This is a genomic window from Bacillus sp. ZY-1-1, from assembly GCF_003047165.1.
GTDB classification, from domain to species: Bacteria; Bacillota; Bacilli; order Bacillales; family Bacillaceae; genus Bacillus; species Bacillus velezensis.
The window spans coordinates 500,073-521,494 of record NZ_CP027061.1; the positions used below are offsets into that span (position 1 = coordinate 500,073).

Consider the following 21,422-nt stretch of genomic DNA (forward strand, 5'->3'; position numbering starts at 1 on the left):
GTGATTGGATATGTTTAATTGAAACAGAGGAGTAGACTTATTTTATGGGTATAGAAAATCCTGTCAGATACAAGTTAAAACATCTTAACATAAAGGAAGAGACATTCAGCATTACGATATCCTGTGAAAATGTCACTGCAGGGGAAGAGCCTTCTCTTCAGATTATAAATCGTAAAACAAAAGCGGAACTTTCCGTCCCTCTGAAACGGTTGGCCGGAGAGGGCGGAGAGTACCATGCTGTCATGAGCACGGATCTGCTTTCTGACCATACGGACGGCAAAGGATGTCTGGATTTCTATGTCTCCTTTATCAATGATGACAGTGATATCAGTAAAAAACGGTTAAAATCCAGCCTTGAACCTATTGAACTGTCTTCTTATAAAGATGAGGCTCATCATATGTACTTTTTCCCTTACACGACGAAGAAAGGGAATTTCTCCTTAAAGCTGCTGCAGAAAAAGTTCGTCACGCGGATTGATGAAATGGAGCTCGAATCTAACGGCAGCTTACATCTGAAAGGTTTTGCATTCCGGCTGAATGCGGCAGAAACCTTAAAGATAAAAGAAAAAAACCTGATTCTGAAAATGAAAAAAGGAAAAGAAGAGGAGCCTCTCATTCTGAAGTATCCGCTTCACGACGTGCCGAGACACGACCTTGATGAATATGTTCAGGACACAACGATGCTTGACACGATAGGCTTTGATACAAAAATTGATTTGAATGCCGTTTATAAAGAATTGAATCAGCAGCTCATCTTTCAATTCCATATTCAATTCATTTTTGAAGATGCCGGGACAGGTGAAGAGATTATCACCAACAGCAAACCGTTAAAGGTTCTGAAATCTGAACATGTAAACCCTAACCAATTCACGGTTCTGAAAACGGAAAAAGGGCCTGCCAGATTTCACGTTTTCACGAAAAAGAAAACGAAAAATCTCCACCTGAGAATGAACGATTACAGCTTCAGCACCCGCGTGGAGTATTTTGTGAAAGGAAAGCTGAAACGGGGCGCTTCCTTTGTACGCAAGAGAAAGAATAAGCTGAAAAAGTTCATTGAGAAAAGAATACAGAACACTTACAAAGCAGGATTCAGATTTGCAGGAAAACTGCCTGTCAAACAGAAACTTGTCATGTTTGAAAGCTTTGCCGGAAAACAGTACAGCTGCAACCCGCGGGCGATTTATGAATACATGAGCAAAGAGATGCCGGAATACCGTCTCTGCTGGAGTGTAAACCCCGCTTACTCACAGACATTTAAAGATAAAGGGATTCCTTATATCGAACGCTTCACGTTCAAATGGCTGTTTGCCATGGCAAGAGCCGAGTACTGGGTTGTCAACAGCCGTATGCCGCTGTGGATTCCGAAACCTGAGCATACGACATATGTCCAGACATGGCACGGCACGCCTTTAAAGCGCCTTGCCGTAGATATGGATGAAGTGCATATGCCCGGAACAAACACTGAAAAATACAAGCGCAACTTTACGACAGAGGCTTCAAAGTGGGATTACCTGATTTCACCGAACGCATATTCAACCGAAATATTCGCCCGGGCGTTTCAGTTTAATAAAACCATGATTGAATCGGGATATCCGCGGAATGACTTCCTTCAGACGGATAACAGCCCTTCTGTCATTAAAGCGCTGAAAGAAAAAATGAATCTTCCGCAAGATAAAAAAGTGATTATCTACGCACCGACATGGCGGGATGACCAATTTTATAAAAAGGGAAAATACAAGTTTGACCTTGATTTAGACCTTCACCAATTGAGAGAAGCGATCGGCGACCGTTATGTCATTATTTTACGGATGCATTATCTCGTGGCGGAAAACTTTGATCTCGGACCGTATGAAGGATTTGCGTATGATTTCTCCAGCTACGAAGATATCCGTGAGCTGTATATGGTCTCTGATTTACTCATAACGGACTATTCCTCTGTCTTTTTTGACTATGCGAATCTGAAAAGACCGATGCTGTTTTATGTGCCTGATATCGAAACGTACCGGGATAAACTCAGAGGGTTTTACTTTGACTTTGAAAAAGAAGCGCCCGGCCCGCTTGTCAAAGAAACAGGTGACGTTATCAAATGGGTCAATGAAACGGAATCAGATGATTATAAGCTTCCGGATTCGTTCGGGCCTTTTTACGAGAAGTTCTGTTATTTAGAAACCGGAGAATCGTCTGAAAAAGCCGTAAAAGTGATTTTCGGGAACAAGTAAATAAGTGCAAAAAAGCATAATTTAACCATGTTAATTATGCTTTTTTGCTTAAGTGACGGCATGTTGCGCTCATGGGACTCAGGCTTGTTATGAAGTGAAAAATACATCGTAATCTGTTACAATTATGAGCGGTGCTTTTGTAAGTCAAAGCTATTACCTAAAACTTACGACTAAGGAAGATTAGAATGAATGCATTGGTAAAAATTCTGAAAGAGCAATTCAACTCATTTCCGCTGATTATGCGGCTTGCAGTGTACGAAACGAAATCAAAGTATCAAGTGAACTATTTGGGTATATTGTGGCAGTTTCTCAACCCTATGATTCAAATGCTGGCTTACTGGTTCGTATTTGGTCTCGGGATTCGCGGCGGACATGATATGGTGCTTGGAAATGGAGACAGCGTACCGTTCATCGTCTGGATGCTGGCCGGCTTAATTCCTTGGTTCTTTATCAGTCCGACGATACTGGATGCATCTAACAGCGTTTTTAAACGGATAAATTTAGTGTCGAAAATGAACTTTCCGATCAGTTCACTGCCTTCTGTAGTGATAGCATCGAATTTATTCAGTTACTTTGTGATGATGGCGATTTATATTATTGTGCTGCTGAGCAACGGACTGTTTCCGACGCTTCACTGGCTGCAATATATTTATTACTTGTTTTGCATGATCAGTTTTATGTTTGCTTTCGGCCTGTTTAATTCAACCATCAGCGTATTAATCAGGGACTATCAGTTTTTGCTTCAAGCCGTCACAAGGCTTCTCTTTTTTCTTCTGCCGATTTTCTGGGACATTGCGGAGAAATTTGGAAACAGACCTGAAGTTTTGACCATCTTGAAGTTAAACCCTCTTTTCTATATTATCGAGGGCTTCAGAGACAGCTTTATGGAAGGGCAGTGGTTTTTCCACGATGTGAAATACACGCTGTATTTCTGGTTCGTCACACTGCTGCTGTTAACAGTCGGTTCACTTCTTCATATGAAATTCAGAGATAAGTTTGTTGACTTTCTTTAATATAGTAAGGAGATTATACGATGAAACTAAAAGTTTCGTTCAGAAATGTTTCAAAACAGTATTTTCTATATAAAAAACAGTCTGACAAAATTAAAGGATTGTTTTTCCCAAACAGAAATCAAAAAGGTTTTTTCGCTGTCCGAAATGTTTCTTTTGACGTCTATGAAGGGGAAACGATCGGATTCGTAGGTATCAACGGCTCGGGAAAATCAACGATGTCCAATCTGCTTGCAAAGATCATTCCGCCGACAAGCGGTGAGATTGATATGAACGGGCAGCCGTCTTTAATCGCGATTTCTGCCGGATTAAACAATCAATTAAGCGGCAAGGACAACATCCGTTTAAAGTGCTTGATGATGGGTCTCAACAATCGGCAGATAGACGAGCTTTATGAAAAAATCGTTGAATTCGCGGATATCGGCGACTTTATAGATCAGCCTGTTAAAAGCTATTCAAGCGGTATGAAATCCCGTCTCGGTTTTGCCATATCGGCGCACATGGACCCTGACATCCTTATTATTGATGAGGCGCTCTCAGTAGGGGACCAGACTTTCTATCAGAAATGTGTGGACCGCATTACGGAATTTAAAGAACGCGGCAAAACGATCTTTTTCGTCAGTCATTCCATCGGACAGATTGAGAAAATGTGTGACCGGGTGGCTTGGATGCATTACGGCGAAATGCGTATGTTCGACGAAACGAAAGCCGTTGTAAAAGAATATAAAGCTTTTGTGGATTGGTTCAACAAGCTTTCAAAGAAAGAAAAAAAGAAATATCAAAACGAGCAGATTGAAGGCAGAACGCGGGCAGCCGAGGAACAGAAAATCACTCAGGCGCAGCAAAAGAAAGCGAAGCCTAAATTCATTGCCAATACGATACAGATTACGCTGCTTGCATTGCTGGCTGTCGGCGCAGGCGCTTCGATGTTTTCAGACAAGCCTCTGCGTGCGATCACATCTTTCGGTGACGTCAAACAGAGCGATGCCGGCCTTTATGAGTCTGTGAATAAACCTGCTTTGGTAAAAGCTGAAAAGGCGGACCTTTACACTGAAAAAGATATAAAAGGAAAAGCCTCCGCAAGTGTAAGTTTCGGTACGAAGGTGCAGATAGAAGCCGAGAATAACCAGGCGGCTAAAGTGAAATTAAACGATAAAGAGTACTTTATGAAAAAGACTGATCTATATAAAGTGAACGCTTTAAAAAAGACGGATGTTCAGCTGAATGATTTCAGCGGCAGTTTATCAAGCCAAACAGCAGAAGAGTTTCTCTCATATCTCAATAAAAGCCGGGACGATGTGCAGCGTAAATTGAAAAATCCAGCTGCGGGACAAACGGCTGACGGACGGAACGTATTAAAAGCATCCGATGCAAAAACGGATGTAGTGATTGACAATGATACAGTCTCCGAAGTGGTTTTTCATTTATCGCGTCCTGCAGACATCTCAGCTTTAAGTGAAAAAGGCGGCAGCAAAATCAATCAGAATTTGCTCATGCTTAAAAACCAGGAATATACTTTTTCTGTGAACAATGCTGATAAGACACTGACGGTAACGTCTAAAACGTAAAGATCACATAAAAAAAGCTGCCGGATTCGGCAGCTTTTTCTATTCGTCAGCTTCTTCTTTTTCAAGAAGATCCTTCATGAACGGAATTAATTTATGGCGGATATCCTGATCCTGTAAGGCAAATTCAAGCGTCGTCTCGATAAATCCAAGTTTTTCACCGACATCGTAACGTTTTCCTTCGAAATCATAAGCGAAGACACGCTGAATGTCATTGAGCTTTTGGATGGCGTCCGTTAATTGAATTTCTCCTCCTGCACCGACTTCCTGCTGTTCAAGGTACATGAAAATTTCAGGAGTGAAAACGTATCTTCCTAAAATAGCCAAGTTGGAAGGAGCTGTGCCCGGTTCAGGCTTCTCTACAAAATTTTTGACCTGGTAACGGCGGCCTTCATTTGTTAACGGATCGATAATTCCGTAGCGGTGTGTGTCGCTTTCAGGAACTTGCTGAACACCGATGATGGAAGACAATGTTTTTTCGTATTCATCCATCAGCTGACGAAGTCCCGGTTTTTCAGCCTGGACAATATCATCGCCGAGAAGAACGGCGAAAGGTTCATCGCCGATGAAGTTGCGTGCGCACCAAACGGCATGACCGAGTCCTTTTGGCTCTTTTTGGCGAATATAGTGGATATCCGCAATATTTGACGATTTTTTCACTTTTTGAAGCAGTTCGATTTTCCCTTTTTCTTCTAAATTGCGTTCCAGTTCAGGGGCATTGTCGAAATGGTCTTCTATTGCTCTTTTTCCTTTTCCGGTTACGATAATAATATCTTCGATGCCGGATTCGACAGCTTCTTCGATAATATACTGAATTGTCGGCTTATCAACGATTGGAAGCATTTCTTTAGGCATTGCTTTTGTGGCCGGCAAAAAACGAGTGCCTAAACCTGCTGCCGGAATAATGGCTTTGCGTACTTTCTTCACTGAATAACACCATCCTTGTTTCTGCAAAATCTTTTTTTCAGAACTATAACCTAGTCTTTTTCCACTTTACCACAATTGATTAAAATTCACACCTTTTAATCCGCTTTCAAAGAGTCTTGTAACGGTTTTTGCTTTGTTTGCCATTAAGCTTTACAATATCTAAGAAACGGCATAAATATGTTAACATGAAGGGATATCCGACATATAAAACGAGGTGCAGACAAACCGTTGAAAAAACTAAAAGTAATGACCGTATTCGGTACAAGACCTGAAGCAATTAAAATGGCTCCGCTCGTATTAGAGCTTGAAAAATATCAGGAAATTGATTCGCTGGTGACTGTAACCGCACAGCACAGACAGATGCTGGATCAAGTGCTTGAAGCATTCAGCATCACGCCTGATTTTGATTTGAATATTATGAAAGAGCGTCAAACGCTTTCAGAAATTACATCTCATGCTTTGCTGAAACTGGACAAGCTGTTTCAAGAAGTAAAACCAGATATCGTTTTGGTCCACGGAGATACGACGACAACGTTCGCCGGAAGCCTTGCCGCCTTTTATCATCAAATCGCCGTCGGCCATGTGGAAGCCGGTCTGCGTACGCAAAATAAATACTCTCCTTTCCCTGAAGAAATCAACCGGCAGATGACGGGCGTGATCGCTGATGTGAATTTTGCGCCGACAAGCCAGGCAGAACAGAATCTGCTTGCTGAAAATAAAAAGCCGGATTCTATATTTATCACGGGAAATACGGCGATAGACGCGCTTCAAACGACAGTGCGGGAAGACTATTCTCATCCGATTTTTGACAAGCTGGAAGGAAGCAGGATGATTCTTTTGACAGCGCACAGACGTGAAAATTTAGGCAGGCCGATGGAACAGATGTTTAAGGCCGTCAGAAGAATCGTTGAAGAGTTTGAGGACGTACAAGTCGTTTATCCCGTTCATTTGAATCCCGCAGTTCGTGAGGCCGCAGAAGCCCATTTTGCTGATTCGGACAGGGTGCATTTAATAGAACCTCTGGAGGTCGTGGATTTCCATAACTTCGCTGCGAAAGCAAATTTCATTTTGACCGACTCAGGCGGGGTTCAGGAGGAAGCGCCTTCTCTCGGAAAGCCGGTCTTGGTGCTTCGGGACACAACCGAGCGCCCCGAAGGAGTGAAAGCCGGGACATTGAAGCTGGCGGGTACAGATGAAGAAACGGTGTATCAGCTGACAAAACAGCTCTTAACCGATCAGGCCGAGTATGAACGGATGTCAAAGGCGTCAAACCCTTATGGTGACGGATCGGCCTCAAAACGGATTGCGGAAGAACTGCTTTATCGGTACGGCTATAGAAAAACCCGTCCGCAGCCTTTTACAGAATAAAAAAAACTCTGCATCATATGCAGAGTTTTTTATTATTTCAGGCTTTCTTTTAATTCTTTTTTGACTGAAGCGAGGCTTGCTTCATCTAATTTGTAATAATAGATATTGTTGATTCTCGTTCCCGTTCCCTTCAGTTCATGCTGAGTGACTTTGCTGCGGGCATTTTTATAGTCAGTCATAACCGTCCACATATCATCGAATGACATGTTTGTTTTCATATTGTTTTCAATGACCTTAAACATATCTCCGAATTTCGTGACAGACGAGATGTTTGCCCCCTTAGAAATAATCCCTTCAATCACTTGGCGCTGCCGCTGCTGTCTGCCGAAATCCCCCCGGGGGTCTTCTTTTCTCATGCGGGTGTAGGCAAGTGCTTCTTCGCCGTTCAGGCTGATGTTCCCCGTTCCGAAAGAATGCCCGTCGTAGTTGAAGGCGAACGTGCTGTTCACCGTAATCCCGCCGAGTGTATCCACGGTATCTTTGAAGCTCTCCATGTTTACTTTCACAAAATAATCTACCGGCACGTCGAGCAGGTCCTCGACGGTATCCGCGGCCATTTGGGTTCCGCCGAAGGCATAGGAGTGGTTGATTTTATCCATCGTACCTTTGCCGGAGATTTTCGTATACGTATCGCGCGGGATGCTGACCATTTCCGTTGTATTCGTTTTAGGATTGACGGTCATATAAATCATCGTGTCCGCGCGCCCTTTGTCATTTTTCCGCTCATCGACTCCCATGATTAAAACAGAAATCGGATCCTTCTTTCCGAGATCTATATCCGTGTCACGTTTGTCCGATTTTTTTAAGTCTTCCTGAATGCTTGCCACCGTTGAAGCCGCTTTGTGCCACAAGTAGTAGACGTAGCCTCCTGATGATAAAACTAACAGCCCGATGATTGTTACGATTGTCAGAAGAACCTTTTTCTTCTTTCTTTTTCGTTCAGCTCTCATTTGTCATCACCTTTTCTATTAACTTTCATGATGCAATTTACTAATCTTTATAAACCCAGTCATATTTTTACTTATAACCATGTAATAGACGAAATTCTTAAAAAAAAGGTTACAAAAAGACCTTAAAATTACCTTAAAAAAAAGTTAGTATAAGACGATACATAAAGATGAGGTGAAAAAAATGAAAAAAACTATTGCAGCTTCGTTCTTAATACTGCTTTTTTCTGTTGTATTGGCAGCGTGCGGAACGGCGGAACAATCAAAGAAGGGAAGCGGTTCTTCGGAGAACCAGGCTCAAAAAGAAACGGCATATTATGTCGGTATGGCGGATACGCACACAATTGAAGTAAAAGTGGATGATCAGCCCGTCAGCTTTGAATTTTCTGATGACTTCTCTGATGTTCTGAATAAATTCAGCGAAAATGACAAAGTCAGCATTACTTATTTCACAAATGATAAAGGCCAAAAAGAGATCAAGGAAATCGAGAAAGCAAAATAATACACCATGATCAGCAAAAGGCGGGATAAAAATTGAAGAAAACAATATGGGCTGTCTGTTTTTCTGTGATATTCAGCCTGGCTTTATTACCGGAAAGCACTTTTGCGGCCAGTTCTGATATCTCAGTAAAACTGACGAATTATATTGGTAATAAATCGACTCTGAATATCGAACCTTCAGGAACTTATAAACTGACGGGAAGCGATGTGTCCTCCGTTGTCAGATTGGGAGGCGCGTCCAAATATGATACAGCTAACGCCGCGACATCTAAGTATTGGAAAAACCCGTCCAACGTAGTCGTCGTGAATACGGACGCTTATTTTGCGGACACGCTTTCCGTCATTCCTTTAGCGAATAAACTGAAAGCGCCTGTTCTGCTGACTGAAGCGAAAAAACTGAGCAGCAGCACAGAAGCGCAAATCAAGAAATTCAATCCGGATAATATTTTAATCATCGGCGGGACGAACAGTATTTCGTCAGCCGCGGAAAAGACATTGAAGAAATACGGCCGTACGAAACGGATCAGCGGAAAAAACAGATATGATCTGTCCAAAAATATTGCGGCCGAAATGGGCAGCTATGACCAGGCGGTCGTAGTAACGGGGGATGTATATACGGATGCGCTGGCAATCGCGCCATATGCCGCGCAAAACGGCTATCCGATCCTTCTGACGAAAAAAGACTCCCTTCCGAGCTACAATCTGCCTAAAAAAGTGATCATCATGGGAGGCACTTCAAGCGTCAGCAAAGATGTGGAGAATCAAATTAAAAAGAAGGCCTCGGTCACCAAACGAATTACCGGATCAAACAGATATCAAATATCAGCAAACGCAGTCACTTCGCTTGGCATGGATGCAAGCAAAACGGTGGCTGCCAACGGGACTAAATTAGCGGACATCGTAGTCGGATCAAATATTGCCGCCGCAAATCACATGCCGCTTGTATACATCAAAAAAAGCGAAACACCCGCCGACGAGGCCGGCCTTTTTAAAACGAAAGGCACCTATTCTTATACATTAATAGGCAGCGCGAATTCAATTGCCGATTCAGTTAAGGCTGCTTACGCAAAAGAGTTTTATCTCGTAAACGGAAAGACGTACCGTATTGAAACGTCCGGCGGCAAATTAGGCGTTGCAGGCATTAACAGCGGAAAAACGTCTTTCAAGGCGGTTCCTGAAAAATATTCAACAGCAAACACAATCAGCATTGACGGGAAGCCATATCTGGGGAATATGAGTTTCACTGCTGAATCCGGCAAATATGTAAGACCCGTTAATGAAAACATTCCTTTTGAGGATTATCTGAAAGGTGTCCTGCCGAATGAAATGCCGGGAAGCTGGCCGACAGAAGCGCTGAAAGCCCAGGCTGTTGCCGCCCGCACCTACTCTATCGGCAAGATGGGACAAACAGTCGCGGATACAACGGCCTTTCAGGTTTACGGGGGATACAGCTGGTATCCAAACGCCACCGCAGCCGTTAACGGAACAAAAGGGAAAGTGCTCACTTATTCCGGCAGATTGATAGATGCCACTTACTCATCAAGCAATGGCGGTTACATGGAAGCCGGCGATGAAGTGTGGGGATCGAAAGTGCCGTATTTAGTAGCCAAAAAGGACACAAAAGATCCGGAAATCAGCTGGTCTTTAACATTGCAGAAGCAGCAGCTGCCAGCGGGTCTGGATATGAAAAATCCCGCATCCTGGTGGTCTAAAACAAACGAAGCAAATGCTGCGCAGCTCAACGGAATAAAAAATTGGCTGATGAAAAATAAAGAAACCAATGCAAGTTCCATAAAAATTGCAAGTATCTCTGATCTCTCGCTCACCGGAAAAACAAAAGGCCAGCGCGCGGAAGACGCCGCGGTGAAGGTCACGTACCATGTGAATGACAAGTCGAAGGGCTATGTCATGAACAAGACTGCATCTGTTGAGGTGAAAGCGTCTGAACTTAGGACGATGATCGGAGCTTCATCTTTTAAAAGCACATACGCCAGTGCGTCCGGTAATTCTTCGCAAATCACGATATCAGGAAAGGGATACGGTCACGGCGTAGGAATGAGTCAATACGGAGCAAAAGAAAGAGCGGAGGCCGGAGAGCCGTATACTTCTATTCTTGCGTTCTATTATCCTAATACAGCACTTACAAACTACTAAACTTCTGTGGAGGAGATCGGATTGAAATTCATCATAAAATGTCTCCCCGTCTTTATTCTCGGGGTCATTCTATTTGTCCCTTCCGCTTTGGCTGACAACACGGTTAAAAGGATCGGCGGAAGCACCCGGTATGATACGGCTGTACTGGCGGCAAAACAATCATGGGGTGAAGCGAAAACGGTAATTATCACCGGCGGAACTTCATATGCCGATGCAATTGCCGCTGCGCCGCTTGCATATCAAAAAAATGCGCCGCTGCTGTTTACAAATAAAGATCAGCTGTCTGCCGGCACAAAAAAGGGATTAATTGATTTAAAAACGAAAAATGTGATTATCGTAGGCGGCACACCTGCCGTTTCGAAAAATACCGCAAATCAAATTGCTAAATTAGGCATCAGTGTCAAACGGTTATCAGGGAGCACGAGATATGCCACAGCCGCAAAAGTGGCGGGTGAAATGACAAGATCTTCTACAGCCCTTGTGGTCAACGGGTTTGTTGATGCGGATGGAATGGCTGCGATTTCTTATGCGTCCGCTAAAAAATATCCGATTTTATTCACTAATGATTCAACGTTAAATGGTTCTGCGTCCAATGCGATCAAAAGCTTAGGGATTAAAAACACGATTGTCATCGGCGGGACAAGCAGCATCAGCAGCTCACTTTATAATAAGCTGCCGAACCCTTCGAGAATCAGCGGCAAAAACCGCTATAACCTGTCTGTGAATCTTGCAAAAAAGACAGGCTTAAGCACAGGCTATACGTTTGTTACCAATGGCTTTAAAGAGGCGGATACCATCGTCGGAGGCGTGCTGAGCGCCAAACAGGGAAGAGTTCACCTGCTGACGAATGGAGACAGTCTGTCAAAAGACGTCCGGACGTATATCGGAAGTAAAAACATCACCAGCTTCACCGTCATAGGAAGTGCTTCATCTTTAAGCAACAATGCCGCGTCGCAGCTTAAAAATCCCGTTGTCGGCAAAACGGTCTTTATTGATCCGGGACACGGCTATCAGGATTCAGGTGCAACCGGAAACGGCTTGCTTGAGAAAAATGTAAACCTTGATATCGCTACGCGTCTTAACAATCAATTATACGGCGCGGGCGCGCTTACTGTAATGTCAAGAAAGGGCGACACCTTTGATTCGCTTGAGGAGAGAGTGAACAAAGGGGCGAAGGCGAACGCCGATATTTTCATCAGCGTCCATGCAAATGCGAATGATAACAGCAGTGCAAACGGTACGGAGACGTATTATGATAAAACCTACCAATCGGCAAACAGTCTGAGGCTTGCCCAAAATATTCAGCCGAGAATGGTTTCTGCTCTCGGCACGCGTGACCGCAGTGTGAAAACTGCCGGATTTTACGTCATTAAGTATTCTAAAATGCCGAGTGTCTTGTTAGAAACCGGTTTTGTCACAAGCCCGATTGATGCCAATATTCTAAAACAATCAACGAAAAAGGACAGACTCGCGGCGGGGATCACCCAAGGCGTTTCCTCCTATTTCAGATAATTTTTTTCATGGAAACAGACCGGTTCATACCGGTCTGTTTTTTTATTTTTTCATTATGCTTTGTCTCAAATATGGATATGAATAGATTTACAATAAAAAAACAATAATCGAAACATTCTAATAAACATTAACGTTTCCTTTACTTCCAATTAACATCCATCTGCTAAACTCACGGCATAGGTCATCAAACATCCCAACAAATCGTGAGGTGTGTGTCAGTGGGAGCAGAGAAAAGCATGAATGTAAATAATAACTATGCAGTGCGGCAGGGGACTTCCGCTGCCGTTACGGAAAGAACGGCCCGTTATTTGGCTTTTAAGCGATTCATGGACATTGTGTTTGCGCTTGCGGGGCTTTTGGCGGCGCTCCCGGTGATGGGCCTGTTCTCCATACTGATTCGTTTGGAGTCGCCCGGCCCGGCTTTTTACAAGCAGGAGCGGGTAGGCAAAGACGGGAAGCCGTTTTATTTGTATAAGCTCCGCTCTATGAAAATAGATGCTGAAAAATCGGGGGCGGTCTGGGCGCTGAAAAAGGATCCCCGCGTGACAAAGGTCGGCGCTTTTATCAGAAGGACCCGTATTGATGAGCTGCCGCAGCTGGTAAATGTCCTTCGGGGAGAAATGAGCCTGATCGGCCCGCGTCCCGAGCGTCCCGTGTTTACGGAACAGTTTCAGGCTGAGATTCCGGGGTTTACGGAGCGGCTGGCCGTTAAGCCGGGATTAAGCGGCTGGGCGCAGGTCAACGGGGGATATGACATGACACCGAGGGAAAAACTGATGTTTGACTTATATTATATCCGCAACCTGACCTTTTCATTGGAACTGAAGATTATGCTCAAAACGTGCAAAGTGATCTGGACCGGTGACGGGGCGCGATAAAAATTCTGGTCAGCAGACAAAAAAGTAGGGAAAACGATGCCTAGTATTACAAATCAAATTTTGAGCGGCGCCAAATGGACAAGTATTTCGACAGCGTGTATTACGGTCATTCAAATCGTCCAATTCGCCCTGCTCGGGCGGGTCATGTCACTGGCTGAATTCGGCCTTGTCGGCATGATCACAACGGTAGTGGTGTTTGCCCAAATTGCGCTTGATATGGGTTTTGGCGCCGCGCTCATTCAAAAAGATCATGTGACTGATAAACAGATGTCTTCCTTGTACTGGCTGAATATCATAACGGGGCTTGCGCTGTTTGCGCTGCTGTTCTTCAGCAGTCCGCTCATTGCCGATTTTTATCGGCGGGAGGAGCTTGTCTATTTAATCCGCGTGCTGGCCGTCATGTTTTTAATCGCGCCGATCGGTCAGCAATATCAATATATGCTGCAAAAAGCGCTGGCATTTAACACGCTAAGCAAGATTGAAATCTTTTCAAATGTGCTGTCCTTCGTTTACTTGGCGGCTGCGGTTTTTTATACGGACCCGATTCTCGCCTATGTGATTTCCCAGGTGCTGCTGCAATCGTCAAAAGGTATTCTGTACTGGGTGTCCTGCAGAAAAACATGGAGACCGGCGTTCGTTTTTGATCTGAAGGGAATGAAAGGCTTCTTTTCTTTCGGAGCCTTTCAGCTGTCTTCCCGGCTTGTGAACCGGCTCGGGGCGAATATTGATATGATTCTGATCGGCAGTTTTATCGGCGCCGAGGCGCTCGGCATTTACAATCTGGCCTACCAGATTGTCACGCTTCCGGTATTAAAAATCAATCCGATCATTACGAGAGTCGCGTTTCCCGTCTTTGCGAAAAACAAGCATGAAAACAGCGTGATCAGAGAAGGTTTTCTCAATATGACCAAAATACTCGCGCTGATATCCTTTCCGCTTTTGCTCGGTTTGGTTTCAGTATCGGATGCATTCGTGGCTTCGGTTTTCGGAGAAAAATGGCTGGCGGCTGTCCCGGTTTTAAACGTTCTCGCCATCGTCGGGATTTTAAGGGTTCTGATGAATCCGAACGGATCTGTGCTGCTGGCAAAAGGGCGGGCCGATCTGGCATTTTATTGGGACGCCGGGGTGATGCTGCTGTATGGTGCATCTTTGTACGCCGCCGTGCTGTCCGGAAATCTCTTGACGGTAGCCTGGACGTACGCTTTCATCAGCATCCTGAATTTCCTGATCGGGCGCTGGCTGCTGGCATATGTCATTAAGCTGCGGCTGTCGGCTTACTTCAAAGCCGTGGCCAAACCGTTTCTGCTTACGGCGGCAATGGGTGTCATCGCCTTTACAGCCAGCTTCGGGACGGAGCGGATCAGCCTTGATGTCAAGCTGCGGCTGGCGATCTCCGTATCCTGCGGAGCGTTGTGTTATTTGTTCCTGTTAGGAAAAGCTTATCCGCATATGAAAAGTAAATTAAGAAAAGGACGTTTGCTATGAAGGTATTGTGGATGACAAGTGTATATCCGAGCAGTGAGAAGCCGGGAGAAGGCGTTTTTCATGAGACGCAGGCCCAAGAACTGAGAAAGCTTGGCGCGGAGATGACTGTCATTTGTCCCCGGCCGAAACTCGCCGCGCCATTCCGGGTGCTGAAAAAGACGTATCGGCAAAAGGATATAAGGCCGGCGCATGAATGGCGGAAAGGCGTGTCCGTCCACCGGCCGTTTTATCAGGCGGTTCCCGGGCAGCTGAAATGGGCGCAGCCGCATAAAAGAATGGCGTCATCGGTTCTTTCCGAAATTAAAAATCATGGCCTGAAGCCCGATCTGATTCACGCGCATTTCGCCATGCCGTCAGGCGGAGCGGCCGCCATTGTGTCAAAGGCTTTAGGCATCCCGTATGTGCTGACCTTGCATGGCAGTGATGTCAATGTCTATCCGCATTACAGCAAAAGTGCTCATCGCGCATTTACATTTGCGGTGCGGGAAGCAGCCGATATTTACGCTGTGAGCGGCAGTCTGCGGGAACAAATGAAAAAGCTCATCGAAGCGGAGTGCAGCGTGCTTCCGATCGGCATCACGCTTGACGCCTTCCGAAAAAGGAACGAGACGAAAGAAGCCGTCAGAAAACGGCTCGGCCTTCCTCCGGATAAAAAACTGATCGTGTTCATCGGCAGGCTTGTCAAAGAGAAAGGTGTTTTCGACTTATCAAAAGCCGTTCAGTCATTGGATGAAAGATATGAAGCTGTCTTTGTCGGTGACGGTCCAGCCGCATCTTCATTACGTGAAGCCGCTCATATCGTCACGGGGCAAGTGCCGAACGACAAGGTACAGGACTATCTGCTGGCCTCAGATATAATGGCGCTGCCGTCCTACAGCGAAGGCATGCCGACTGTGGTCATTGAGGCGCTCGCTCTGAAGGTGCCGGTGATCTGTACCGATGTCGGAGGATTGGCTTCTTTATTTGGGAAATATAGAGGTTTGCTGATCAAGCCGGGTTCACCTGGCACGCTGGCAGAATCCATTCTGCTATATGACGAAGGAGAGGCTTGGACGCCGCAAACAGCCGAGGAACTTTATCAAACCGTCCGCACGTATTTTGACGCAAGCCAAAACGCGAAAACGCTGAAAGAGAAATACCGGTCCGTCATGAACCGGCTCGGGCAAGAGGAGAACCTTTCGAAAGAGGGATGAAGCTGTGAAAAAAATCGCTGTATTAGGAACAGGGTATGTAGGTCTTGTATCTGGAACTTGTTTTGCGGAAATCGGCCATCATGTGACTTGCTGTGACATCAATGAAGCGAAAATCAGAAGCTTGCAAAACGGAGTCATCCCGATATATGAACCGGGGCTTGAGGAATTAGCCGAAAAAAATGTCAGTGCCGGGCGGTTATCCTTTACGGCCGATATTGAGCCTGCTGTGAAAGCCGCTGATATCGTCTATATCGCCGTCGGTACGCCGATGTCAAAGACGGGTGAAGCCGATCTGACCTACATTAAGGCAGCGGCGCAAACAATCGGAGAACAGCTGAACGGATACAAAATCATTGTCACCAAAAGCACTGTTCCGGTCGGGACGGGAAAGCTCGTTTACCAAATCGTCAGCGAAGCGTCAAAGGGAACATATCCGTTTGATGTCGCGTCAAATCCTGAATTCCTCCGCGAAGGTTCGGCGGTGCGGGATACGATGCAGATGGAGCGGGCGGTTATCGGCGCCACAAGCGAACATGCCGCTTCGGTCATTGAAGAGCTTCATAAGCCGTTCCGTACGAAGATCGTAAAGACCAATCTTGAAAGCGCGGAAATGATTAAGTATGCCGCAAATGCTTTTTTAGCCGCCAAAATATCTTTTATTAACGATATCGCCAATATTTGCGAACGTGTCGGGGCGGACATTTCTCACGTGTCAGAAGGCGTCGGTCTTGACAGCCGGATCGGGAATAAATTTCTGCAGGCGGGCATCGGATTCGGCGGATCCTGCTTTCCGAAGGATACAACGGCTTTATTGCATATCGCAAACGCCGCCGGCTATCCGTTTGAAATGATGGAAGCCGTCATTGAAACCAATCAGAAGCAAAGGGTCCGTATTACGGAAAAATTGAACCGCGCCATCGGTCCCTTAAAAGGGAAAACCGTGGCCGTACTGGGGCTGGCCTTTAAACCGCATACAAATGACGTCCGCTCCGCCCCGGCTCTTGATATCATCACAAGTCTTAAAGAGCAGGGCGCTCACGTGAAAGCGTATGATCCGATCGCGATTCCCGAAGCGGCAGCGATATTAGGAGAAGGCGGCATTGAATATCACGCAGAGATGTACAGTGCCATCAAAAACGCGGACGCATGCCTGATTACAACAGATTGGCCGGAAGTCAAGGAGATGGATCTTCAGAGAGTGAAGCAGCTGCTCAAACAGCCGGTCATCATTGACGGCAGAAATATGTTTCCGTTGGAGTATATGAGGGTTTCAGGATTCACTTATCATTCCGTCGGACGTCCGGCGGTTCATGCCGATCGGCAAATAAAAGAACTGGCAAGATAGAAAAAGATTTGTCTTCAGGCTCTCGGCAGCCCGGCTCGGCTGCCGGTTTTGGAAAGGGGTTTGCCATGTGAGTATCAAACGTTCAGCGGCACATGTTCTTGTGCTGCTTGCCGCTGTCATTACAGGAGGATTCATCATGCTGGAGGCGGTCAGGGCGGATGCCGGCCTCGGAAAAATCACCGTGCTGCTGCTTGCCGCCATGATCGGCATTGCCGGACTTGCTTTGCTATCCGCCTTTACAACAAACGGTCAGATGTTTATGGGGCTCATTTATATACTGATCGCGTGTACATTTTTAAACCAGGCCTTCTTTGCGGTTCATCTCGGATTTTTCAGCTTATTTATATACCGGCTGTTATTAATCGGAGCGGGCGCCCTACACATCGCCGGCATCCTGACAAACCGTCATCATATTGACAGATGGAATCGGGTGAATGTAAAAGGGGTTCTGATGTTTTTCGCCTTATGGTTTACATACGGTCTCCTATCGTTATTGTGGGCAAAATCCGTGACGTACGGGATTAAATATTTAGCTTTAATGGGAATGGGCATGTTTTTGATTTATCTTATTGTCATGTTCATTCAGCGCTTTGATCAGCTGATGGTTTTTTACGGCATATGGCTTGTGATGACCATTTTTGTGATGGCGATCGGCTTTTACAACCATTTTACACACAACCATCTGCCGAGCTCCACGCTTTATAACGGCCCGCAGTACAAACAGCATTATCCGACGTCCGTTTTCTTTAATCAAAATGATTTCGCGACGTTTTTGTGTATCAGTTTCTTTCTGTATGCGGCGGCGGTGAAAAATTTGAAAAACGGCTATGTGAAGGCCGTCAGCCTGCTCTTAGCGATCTGCGCTTTGTATTTAATCATTTTGACCGGTTCGCGCGCGAGTCTGCTGGGCATATGCGCGGGGGCGGCTGTATACGTCTTCATCCTGCTGCCTTATCTGTTGAAAAAATTCGCGCTGTACGCTGCGGGAGCGGGTGCTGCGCTGTTTGCGGTTTTATTTGCGGGCCGTATCACCAATGCCGTCTTGAATCTGTTTTCAGCTCCGCAGGCGATGCCGGGACAGCAGCCGCTTCCTTCCAACCTCGCGAGGGCGAATCTTTTAAAGAACGCCTTTCACTATGTAATTGATTCCTGGGGGTTCGGAGTGGGTGCCGGAAACGTCTCTTACTATTTAAAAGCGGAGCCCGTTTATGATACGGGCGGCGTAGTTGAGGTGCACAACTGGCTCGTCGAGATTATGGCGAACTTCGGCGTGCTTACGATGCTCGGTTACCTGACAGTCTATTTGTTCCTTTTTTGGACACTTTATAAATGTCATGAAAGAAAATCGGAAAATCAGTCAAGACTGATCACAGAAGGACTTATCACGGCGATGGCCGGTTTTTTGGTAAGCAGCATCAGCCCAAGCTCCGTATCAAATTTATTTTTCCACTGGGTATTTCTCTCGCTCGTGATCGCGGCGGTCAATATATTGAGGCGTTTACAAAAGGAGCCTGCCGTCACGGCGTACTATGAAAAACAGGGAGATGCGAGATGAAGGATATGTTGACAAGAATAACCCGGCGTATCAAAAAGAATATCATTTGGATCATTGCGCTGCCCGTTGTGTTAGGGGCGGCGGGATATGTATTGCCGTCAAAAATCAGCGGAAACAGCAGTTTTACATCAGAAGCCGCGATCGCCGCGGGAAATTATGATCATCCGCTTTATAACAATACAAAAGAAATCCCGCTCCTTTTGACGAGCGATGCCTTTTTAAAGCAGGCTCTGCCTGATAAAACAGACGAAGAAAGAGCGGCCGTGAAAAGTAAACTGACTGTCGAAACACAATCAGATTCATTGATCACGGTCAGCTACAGCGGCCAAAACAAACAGGAAACCGAATCGGTGTTTCAAGCCGTCATAACAACTTTTCTGAAGAATGATCAGGACCTGTTTGAAAAACGGGCAAAAGTAGTGCGGCAGAGTATTGCTGCGCTTGAAGGAGAAACCGTCAGCGCGGACGCCAAAGTGGATAAGGAACGATTTTTATACGAATTGAAAAATACGCAGCTGAACCTGAAAGCGGCCGGCGTCATCAATTCAGAGCCGATGAATGAAACGGCTGGTCAAGGCATGCCGCCGAAAAAGAAAGCGGTTCTGGGCGTTTTAATCGGCATTGCAGTTGCCTTTATGTTCATTGTCATTCCTGAGTTTTTTAGAGAGTCCTTGTAAAAATCTGCGATGGAGATGTGACCATGACAAACTGGAAACCTTTCGTATCTGTCATTACACCGTCTTATAACGCAAGTGAATATATCGAAGATACGATTCAGTCCGTTTTACATCAAAGCCACCCGCATTGGGAAATGATTATCGCGGATGATTGTTCAACGGACGGAACGAGAGATATTTTACGGCAATATGAACAAAAAGATGAGCGGATCCGCGTCGTTTATTTAGATAAAAACGGGGGAGCCGCAGCTGCCAGAAATACAGCCCTTAAACATGCCAAGGGCCGTTATGTCGCATTTCTGGACAGCGATGACAGATGGAAAAAGGAAAAGCTTCAAAAACAGCTTGCGTTTATGGCAGAGCGGTCCTGCGCTTTTTCATTTACGGGCTACAGCGTCATGGAGCAGGACGGAACGCCGACGGACAAAACGATTCAAGCCCCTGAAAGCCTGTCATATGATGAAGCTTTAAAAAACACGATTATCGGATGTTTAACGGTCATGATTGACAGAGAGCAGACGGGGCAGATTCAAATGCCTGATATCAGAACGCGGCAGGATTTAGCGACATGGCTTTCCCTGCTGAAAAGGGGATTTACGGCTTACGGCCTGAATGAGTGCCTTTCAGAATACAGGCTTGTGCAGAATTCGATTTCAAGCAACAAGTGGAAAGCCGCAAAAAAAACGTGGTTTGTTTATAGAGAAATTGAGCGCCTGCATTTTATCAAGGCTTCGTGGTGTTTTATGCAATATGCGAAAAACGCGGTCTTGAAAAGACTGTAGGCGTCAGAGGAGCTGGGTGATGAAGGTGGAACCGATTATTCACGTAATCGTCGGAGCGGCGGAATGGGGGCATGACCGGCTGAGATACAGACGGCATCGGCTGGCTGAATTTCTTGCCCGGCAAAAAGAAACGAAAAGCGTCATTTGGGTATGCCCGTCCCCGCGAGCCAATGATGATCAGATGGCCGGGATCGCCGAGGGAATCCGGCAGTTCACTGTAAAGGATCTCATGCAGCAAAAAGCATTCCGTTTCGGCAGGTATACAGACATGTGTTACAGGCATAAACTTTCACCATTGTTGCACATGCTGAAGGAAGAAGGAGAAGGGGCCCGCTGCTGCTTATGGTACACCTTCCCCGGTTTTCCGCTTCTGGCAGATCTGTTTCCTTGGGATGAAGTGATTTACGATTGCAGTGATCTGTGGGCCGCTCCGATCAGCGGCCGGGCCGGTGTGCTGTCAAATGTAAGAAGAAACATCATTAAACAGGCGGAAATGAGAATTATTCAGCGTGCCGATTCCATCACCTGCACATCTGACTGTCTGCACCGGGAGGTCGGGAAAAAGCTTGAGAACCCGCACCAGAAAGTGTTTACCATTGAAAACGGAGTGGAATATGACCTGTTTTCACGGGAAAATAAACAGCCGGATGAAGACATTTTACGGGGAAGAAACGGAACGGTTCTCGGTTTTATCGGCGGAATCAAACCGAAGCTCGATTTTGCGCTTATGGCGGAAACGGCAGATTTGCGGCCTGACTGGACGATTTTATTGGTGGGCCCGAACACGGCTCAGGACGATCCGGATTTCGAGTCGCTTCTGGAACGCCCGAATGTCATCTGGACGGGACCTGCCGCGCCGAATGAAGTGCCGTCCTATATGCAGCTTGTCGACATCGGCATCATGCCGTATAAAAATTCACCTTATAATGACGCGGTATTTCCGCTTAAGCTTTTTGAATTTTTAGCCGCCGGGAAACCGGTTGTCGGCTGCAACCTTTCTTCTACATCAAAAATCAAAAGGCCTTACGTTTATGAATATGTTGAAGGGAGCGACCCCGCAGATTTCATCGCGGCCTGCGACGCGCTTCTGGCAGCGGACCGCCGCGGATCATACGAGGCTTTGCGCCGTGAATTGGCCCGGGGACGGGATTGGAATGTTTTATTCGGCCGAATGCTCGAATGCACGGGTATATTGAAAAATGCGCAATCCCATTAAAAGGGAAAGCGCATTTTTTGATTTGCGTGTTTCTTTTTGATGATGCTTGTTATAATAACTAGTAAGAATTATAATGGAAGGAACGGTT

The 21,422-nt window shown here is 45.8% G+C and carries 17 protein-coding genes; 15 read left to right on the forward strand and 2 right to left on the reverse strand.

All coding sequences use genetic code 11. From position 1 onward, the window contains the following. Window positions 1-44 precede the first annotated feature (44 nt). From C5I45_RS02600 to tagH, 3 genes are all read left to right on the forward strand, one after another. Window positions 45-2,219, forward strand: a complete 2,175-nt coding sequence (locus C5I45_RS02600) for a CDP-glycerol glycerophosphotransferase family protein (RefSeq protein WP_107994211.1) — start codon at window positions 45-47, stop codon at window positions 2,217-2,219. Window positions 2,220-2,404: 185 nt separating this feature from the next. Then, a complete protein-coding gene (locus C5I45_RS02605) occupies window positions 2,405-3,232 on the forward strand; it encodes an ABC transporter permease (RefSeq protein ID WP_003151365.1) in 828 nt (275 codons plus the stop codon). A gap of 20 nt (window positions 3,233-3,252) precedes the next feature. Continuing rightward, the gene (gene tagH, locus C5I45_RS02610; RefSeq protein ID WP_094247448.1) at window positions 3,253-4,797 is read left to right on the forward strand and encodes a teichoic acids export ABC transporter ATP-binding subunit TagH; all 1,545 of its coding nucleotides are present in this window, start codon (window positions 3,253-3,255) and stop codon (window positions 4,795-4,797) included. 39 nt (window positions 4,798-4,836) lie between these two features. Here the strand turns inward: tagH and galU are convergent, their stop codons facing one another. Further along, the gene (gene galU, locus C5I45_RS02615) at window positions 4,837-5,721 is read right to left on the reverse strand and encodes a UTP--glucose-1-phosphate uridylyltransferase GalU (protein ID WP_003151367.1); all 885 of its coding nucleotides are present in this window, start codon (window positions 5,719-5,721) and stop codon (window positions 4,837-4,839) included. 228 nt (window positions 5,722-5,949) lie between these two features. Here galU and wecB point away from each other — a divergent pair, with 228 nt between their 5' ends. Beyond that, a complete protein-coding gene (gene wecB / locus C5I45_RS02620; RefSeq protein WP_003151368.1) occupies window positions 5,950-7,089 on the forward strand; it encodes a non-hydrolyzing UDP-N-acetylglucosamine 2-epimerase in 1,140 nt (379 codons plus the stop codon). A 32-nt stretch (window positions 7,090-7,121) separates the two neighbouring features. Here wecB and tagU read toward each other — a convergent pair whose 3' ends face one another. After that, complete coding sequence (tagU, locus tag C5I45_RS02625) at window positions 7,122-8,039, reverse strand: polyisoprenyl-teichoic acid--peptidoglycan teichoic acid transferase TagU (RefSeq protein ID WP_003151369.1); 918 nt, start codon at window positions 8,037-8,039, stop codon at window positions 7,122-7,124. Between the two features lie 181 nt (window positions 8,040-8,220). On the opposite strand from tagU, the gene C5I45_RS02630 reads away from it, so the two are divergent. The 11 genes from C5I45_RS02630 to tuaH all read left to right on the forward strand — a co-directional run bounded on the left by C5I45_RS02630 (window position 8,221) and on the right by tuaH (window position 21,334). Continuing rightward, window positions 8,221-8,538, forward strand: coding sequence for a hypothetical protein (locus C5I45_RS02630; protein ID WP_003151370.1), 318 nt, complete (start codon window positions 8,221-8,223; stop codon window positions 8,536-8,538). Window positions 8,539-8,570: 32 nt separating this feature from the next. Further along, window positions 8,571-10,691, forward strand: a complete 2,121-nt coding sequence (locus C5I45_RS02635; protein WP_003151371.1) for a SpoIID/LytB domain-containing protein — start codon at window positions 8,571-8,573, stop codon at window positions 10,689-10,691. A 21-nt stretch (window positions 10,692-10,712) separates the two neighbouring features. Next, window positions 10,713-12,203: an N-acetylmuramoyl-L-alanine amidase gene (locus C5I45_RS02640; protein WP_015387619.1), complete on the forward strand. Its 1,491-nt coding sequence runs from the start codon at window positions 10,713-10,715 to the stop codon at window positions 12,201-12,203. A 218-nt stretch (window positions 12,204-12,421) separates the two neighbouring features. Then, window positions 12,422-13,081, forward strand: coding sequence for an exopolysaccharide biosynthesis polyprenyl glycosylphosphotransferase (locus tag C5I45_RS02645; protein ID WP_003151373.1), 660 nt, complete (start codon window positions 12,422-12,424; stop codon window positions 13,079-13,081). A gap of 36 nt (window positions 13,082-13,117) precedes the next feature. After that, window positions 13,118-14,566: a teichuronic acid biosynthesis protein TuaB gene (gene tuaB / locus C5I45_RS02650; RefSeq protein WP_014305935.1), complete on the forward strand. Its 1,449-nt coding sequence runs from the start codon at window positions 13,118-13,120 to the stop codon at window positions 14,564-14,566. Further along, a complete protein-coding gene (gene tuaC / locus C5I45_RS02655) occupies window positions 14,563-15,759 on the forward strand; it encodes a teichuronic acid biosynthesis protein TuaC (protein ID WP_107994212.1) in 1,197 nt (398 codons plus the stop codon). Before tuaB ends, tuaC begins: the two co-directional genes overlap by 4 nt. A gap of 4 nt (window positions 15,760-15,763) precedes the next feature. Next, on the forward strand, window positions 15,764-17,104 hold the full coding sequence (tuaD, locus tag C5I45_RS02660; protein WP_032857564.1) for a UDP-glucose 6-dehydrogenase TuaD: 1,341 nt from the start codon (window positions 15,764-15,766) through the stop codon (window positions 17,102-17,104). 67 nt (window positions 17,105-17,171) lie between these two features. Beyond that, a complete protein-coding gene (gene tuaE, locus C5I45_RS02665; RefSeq protein ID WP_024085871.1) occupies window positions 17,172-18,659 on the forward strand; it encodes a teichuronic acid biosynthesis protein TuaE in 1,488 nt (495 codons plus the stop codon). Continuing rightward, the gene (gene tuaF, locus C5I45_RS02670; RefSeq protein WP_015387623.1) at window positions 18,656-19,336 is read left to right on the forward strand and encodes a teichuronic acid biosynthesis protein TuaF; all 681 of its coding nucleotides are present in this window, start codon (window positions 18,656-18,658) and stop codon (window positions 19,334-19,336) included. The genes tuaE and tuaF overlap by 4 nt, the downstream gene beginning before the upstream one ends. 23 nt (window positions 19,337-19,359) lie before the next feature. Next, window positions 19,360-20,118, forward strand: a complete 759-nt coding sequence (tuaG, locus tag C5I45_RS02675; protein ID WP_003151380.1) for a teichuronic acid biosynthesis protein TuaG — start codon at window positions 19,360-19,362, stop codon at window positions 20,116-20,118. Window positions 20,119-20,137: 19 nt separating this feature from the next. Then, complete coding sequence (tuaH, locus tag C5I45_RS02680; protein ID WP_003151381.1) at window positions 20,138-21,334, forward strand: teichuronic acid biosynthesis protein TuaH; 1,197 nt, start codon at window positions 20,138-20,140, stop codon at window positions 21,332-21,334. Window positions 21,335-21,422 lie beyond the last annotated feature (88 nt).

What these genes read in the sequence shown, in the direction of transcription:
- tagU (WP_003151369.1), bottom strand. Translation starts at nt 8,039, where the DNA reads ATGAGAGCTGAACGAAAAAGAAAGAAGAAAAAGGTTCTTCTGACAATC.
- tuaH (WP_003151381.1), top strand. Translation starts at nt 20,138, where the DNA reads ATGAAGGTGGAACCGATTATTCACGTAATCGTCGGAGCGGCGGAATGG.
- C5I45_RS02605 (WP_003151365.1), top strand. Translation starts at nt 2,405, where the DNA reads ATGAATGCATTGGTAAAAATTCTGAAAGAGCAATTCAACTCATTTCCG.
- tuaC (WP_107994212.1), top strand. Translation starts at nt 14,563, where the DNA reads ATGAAGGTATTGTGGATGACAAGTGTATATCCGAGCAGTGAGAAGCCG.
- tagH (WP_094247448.1), top strand. Translation starts at nt 3,253, where the DNA reads ATGAAACTAAAAGTTTCGTTCAGAAATGTTTCAAAACAGTATTTTCTA.
- tuaG (WP_003151380.1), top strand. Translation starts at nt 19,360, where the DNA reads ATGACAAACTGGAAACCTTTCGTATCTGTCATTACACCGTCTTATAAC.
- tuaB (WP_014305935.1), top strand. Translation starts at nt 13,118, where the DNA reads ATGCCTAGTATTACAAATCAAATTTTGAGCGGCGCCAAATGGACAAGT.
- C5I45_RS02600 (WP_107994211.1), top strand. Translation starts at nt 45, where the DNA reads ATGGGTATAGAAAATCCTGTCAGATACAAGTTAAAACATCTTAACATA.
- C5I45_RS02630 (WP_003151370.1), top strand. Translation starts at nt 8,221, where the DNA reads ATGAAAAAAACTATTGCAGCTTCGTTCTTAATACTGCTTTTTTCTGTT.
- tuaF (WP_015387623.1), top strand. Translation starts at nt 18,656, where the DNA reads ATGAAGGATATGTTGACAAGAATAACCCGGCGTATCAAAAAGAATATC.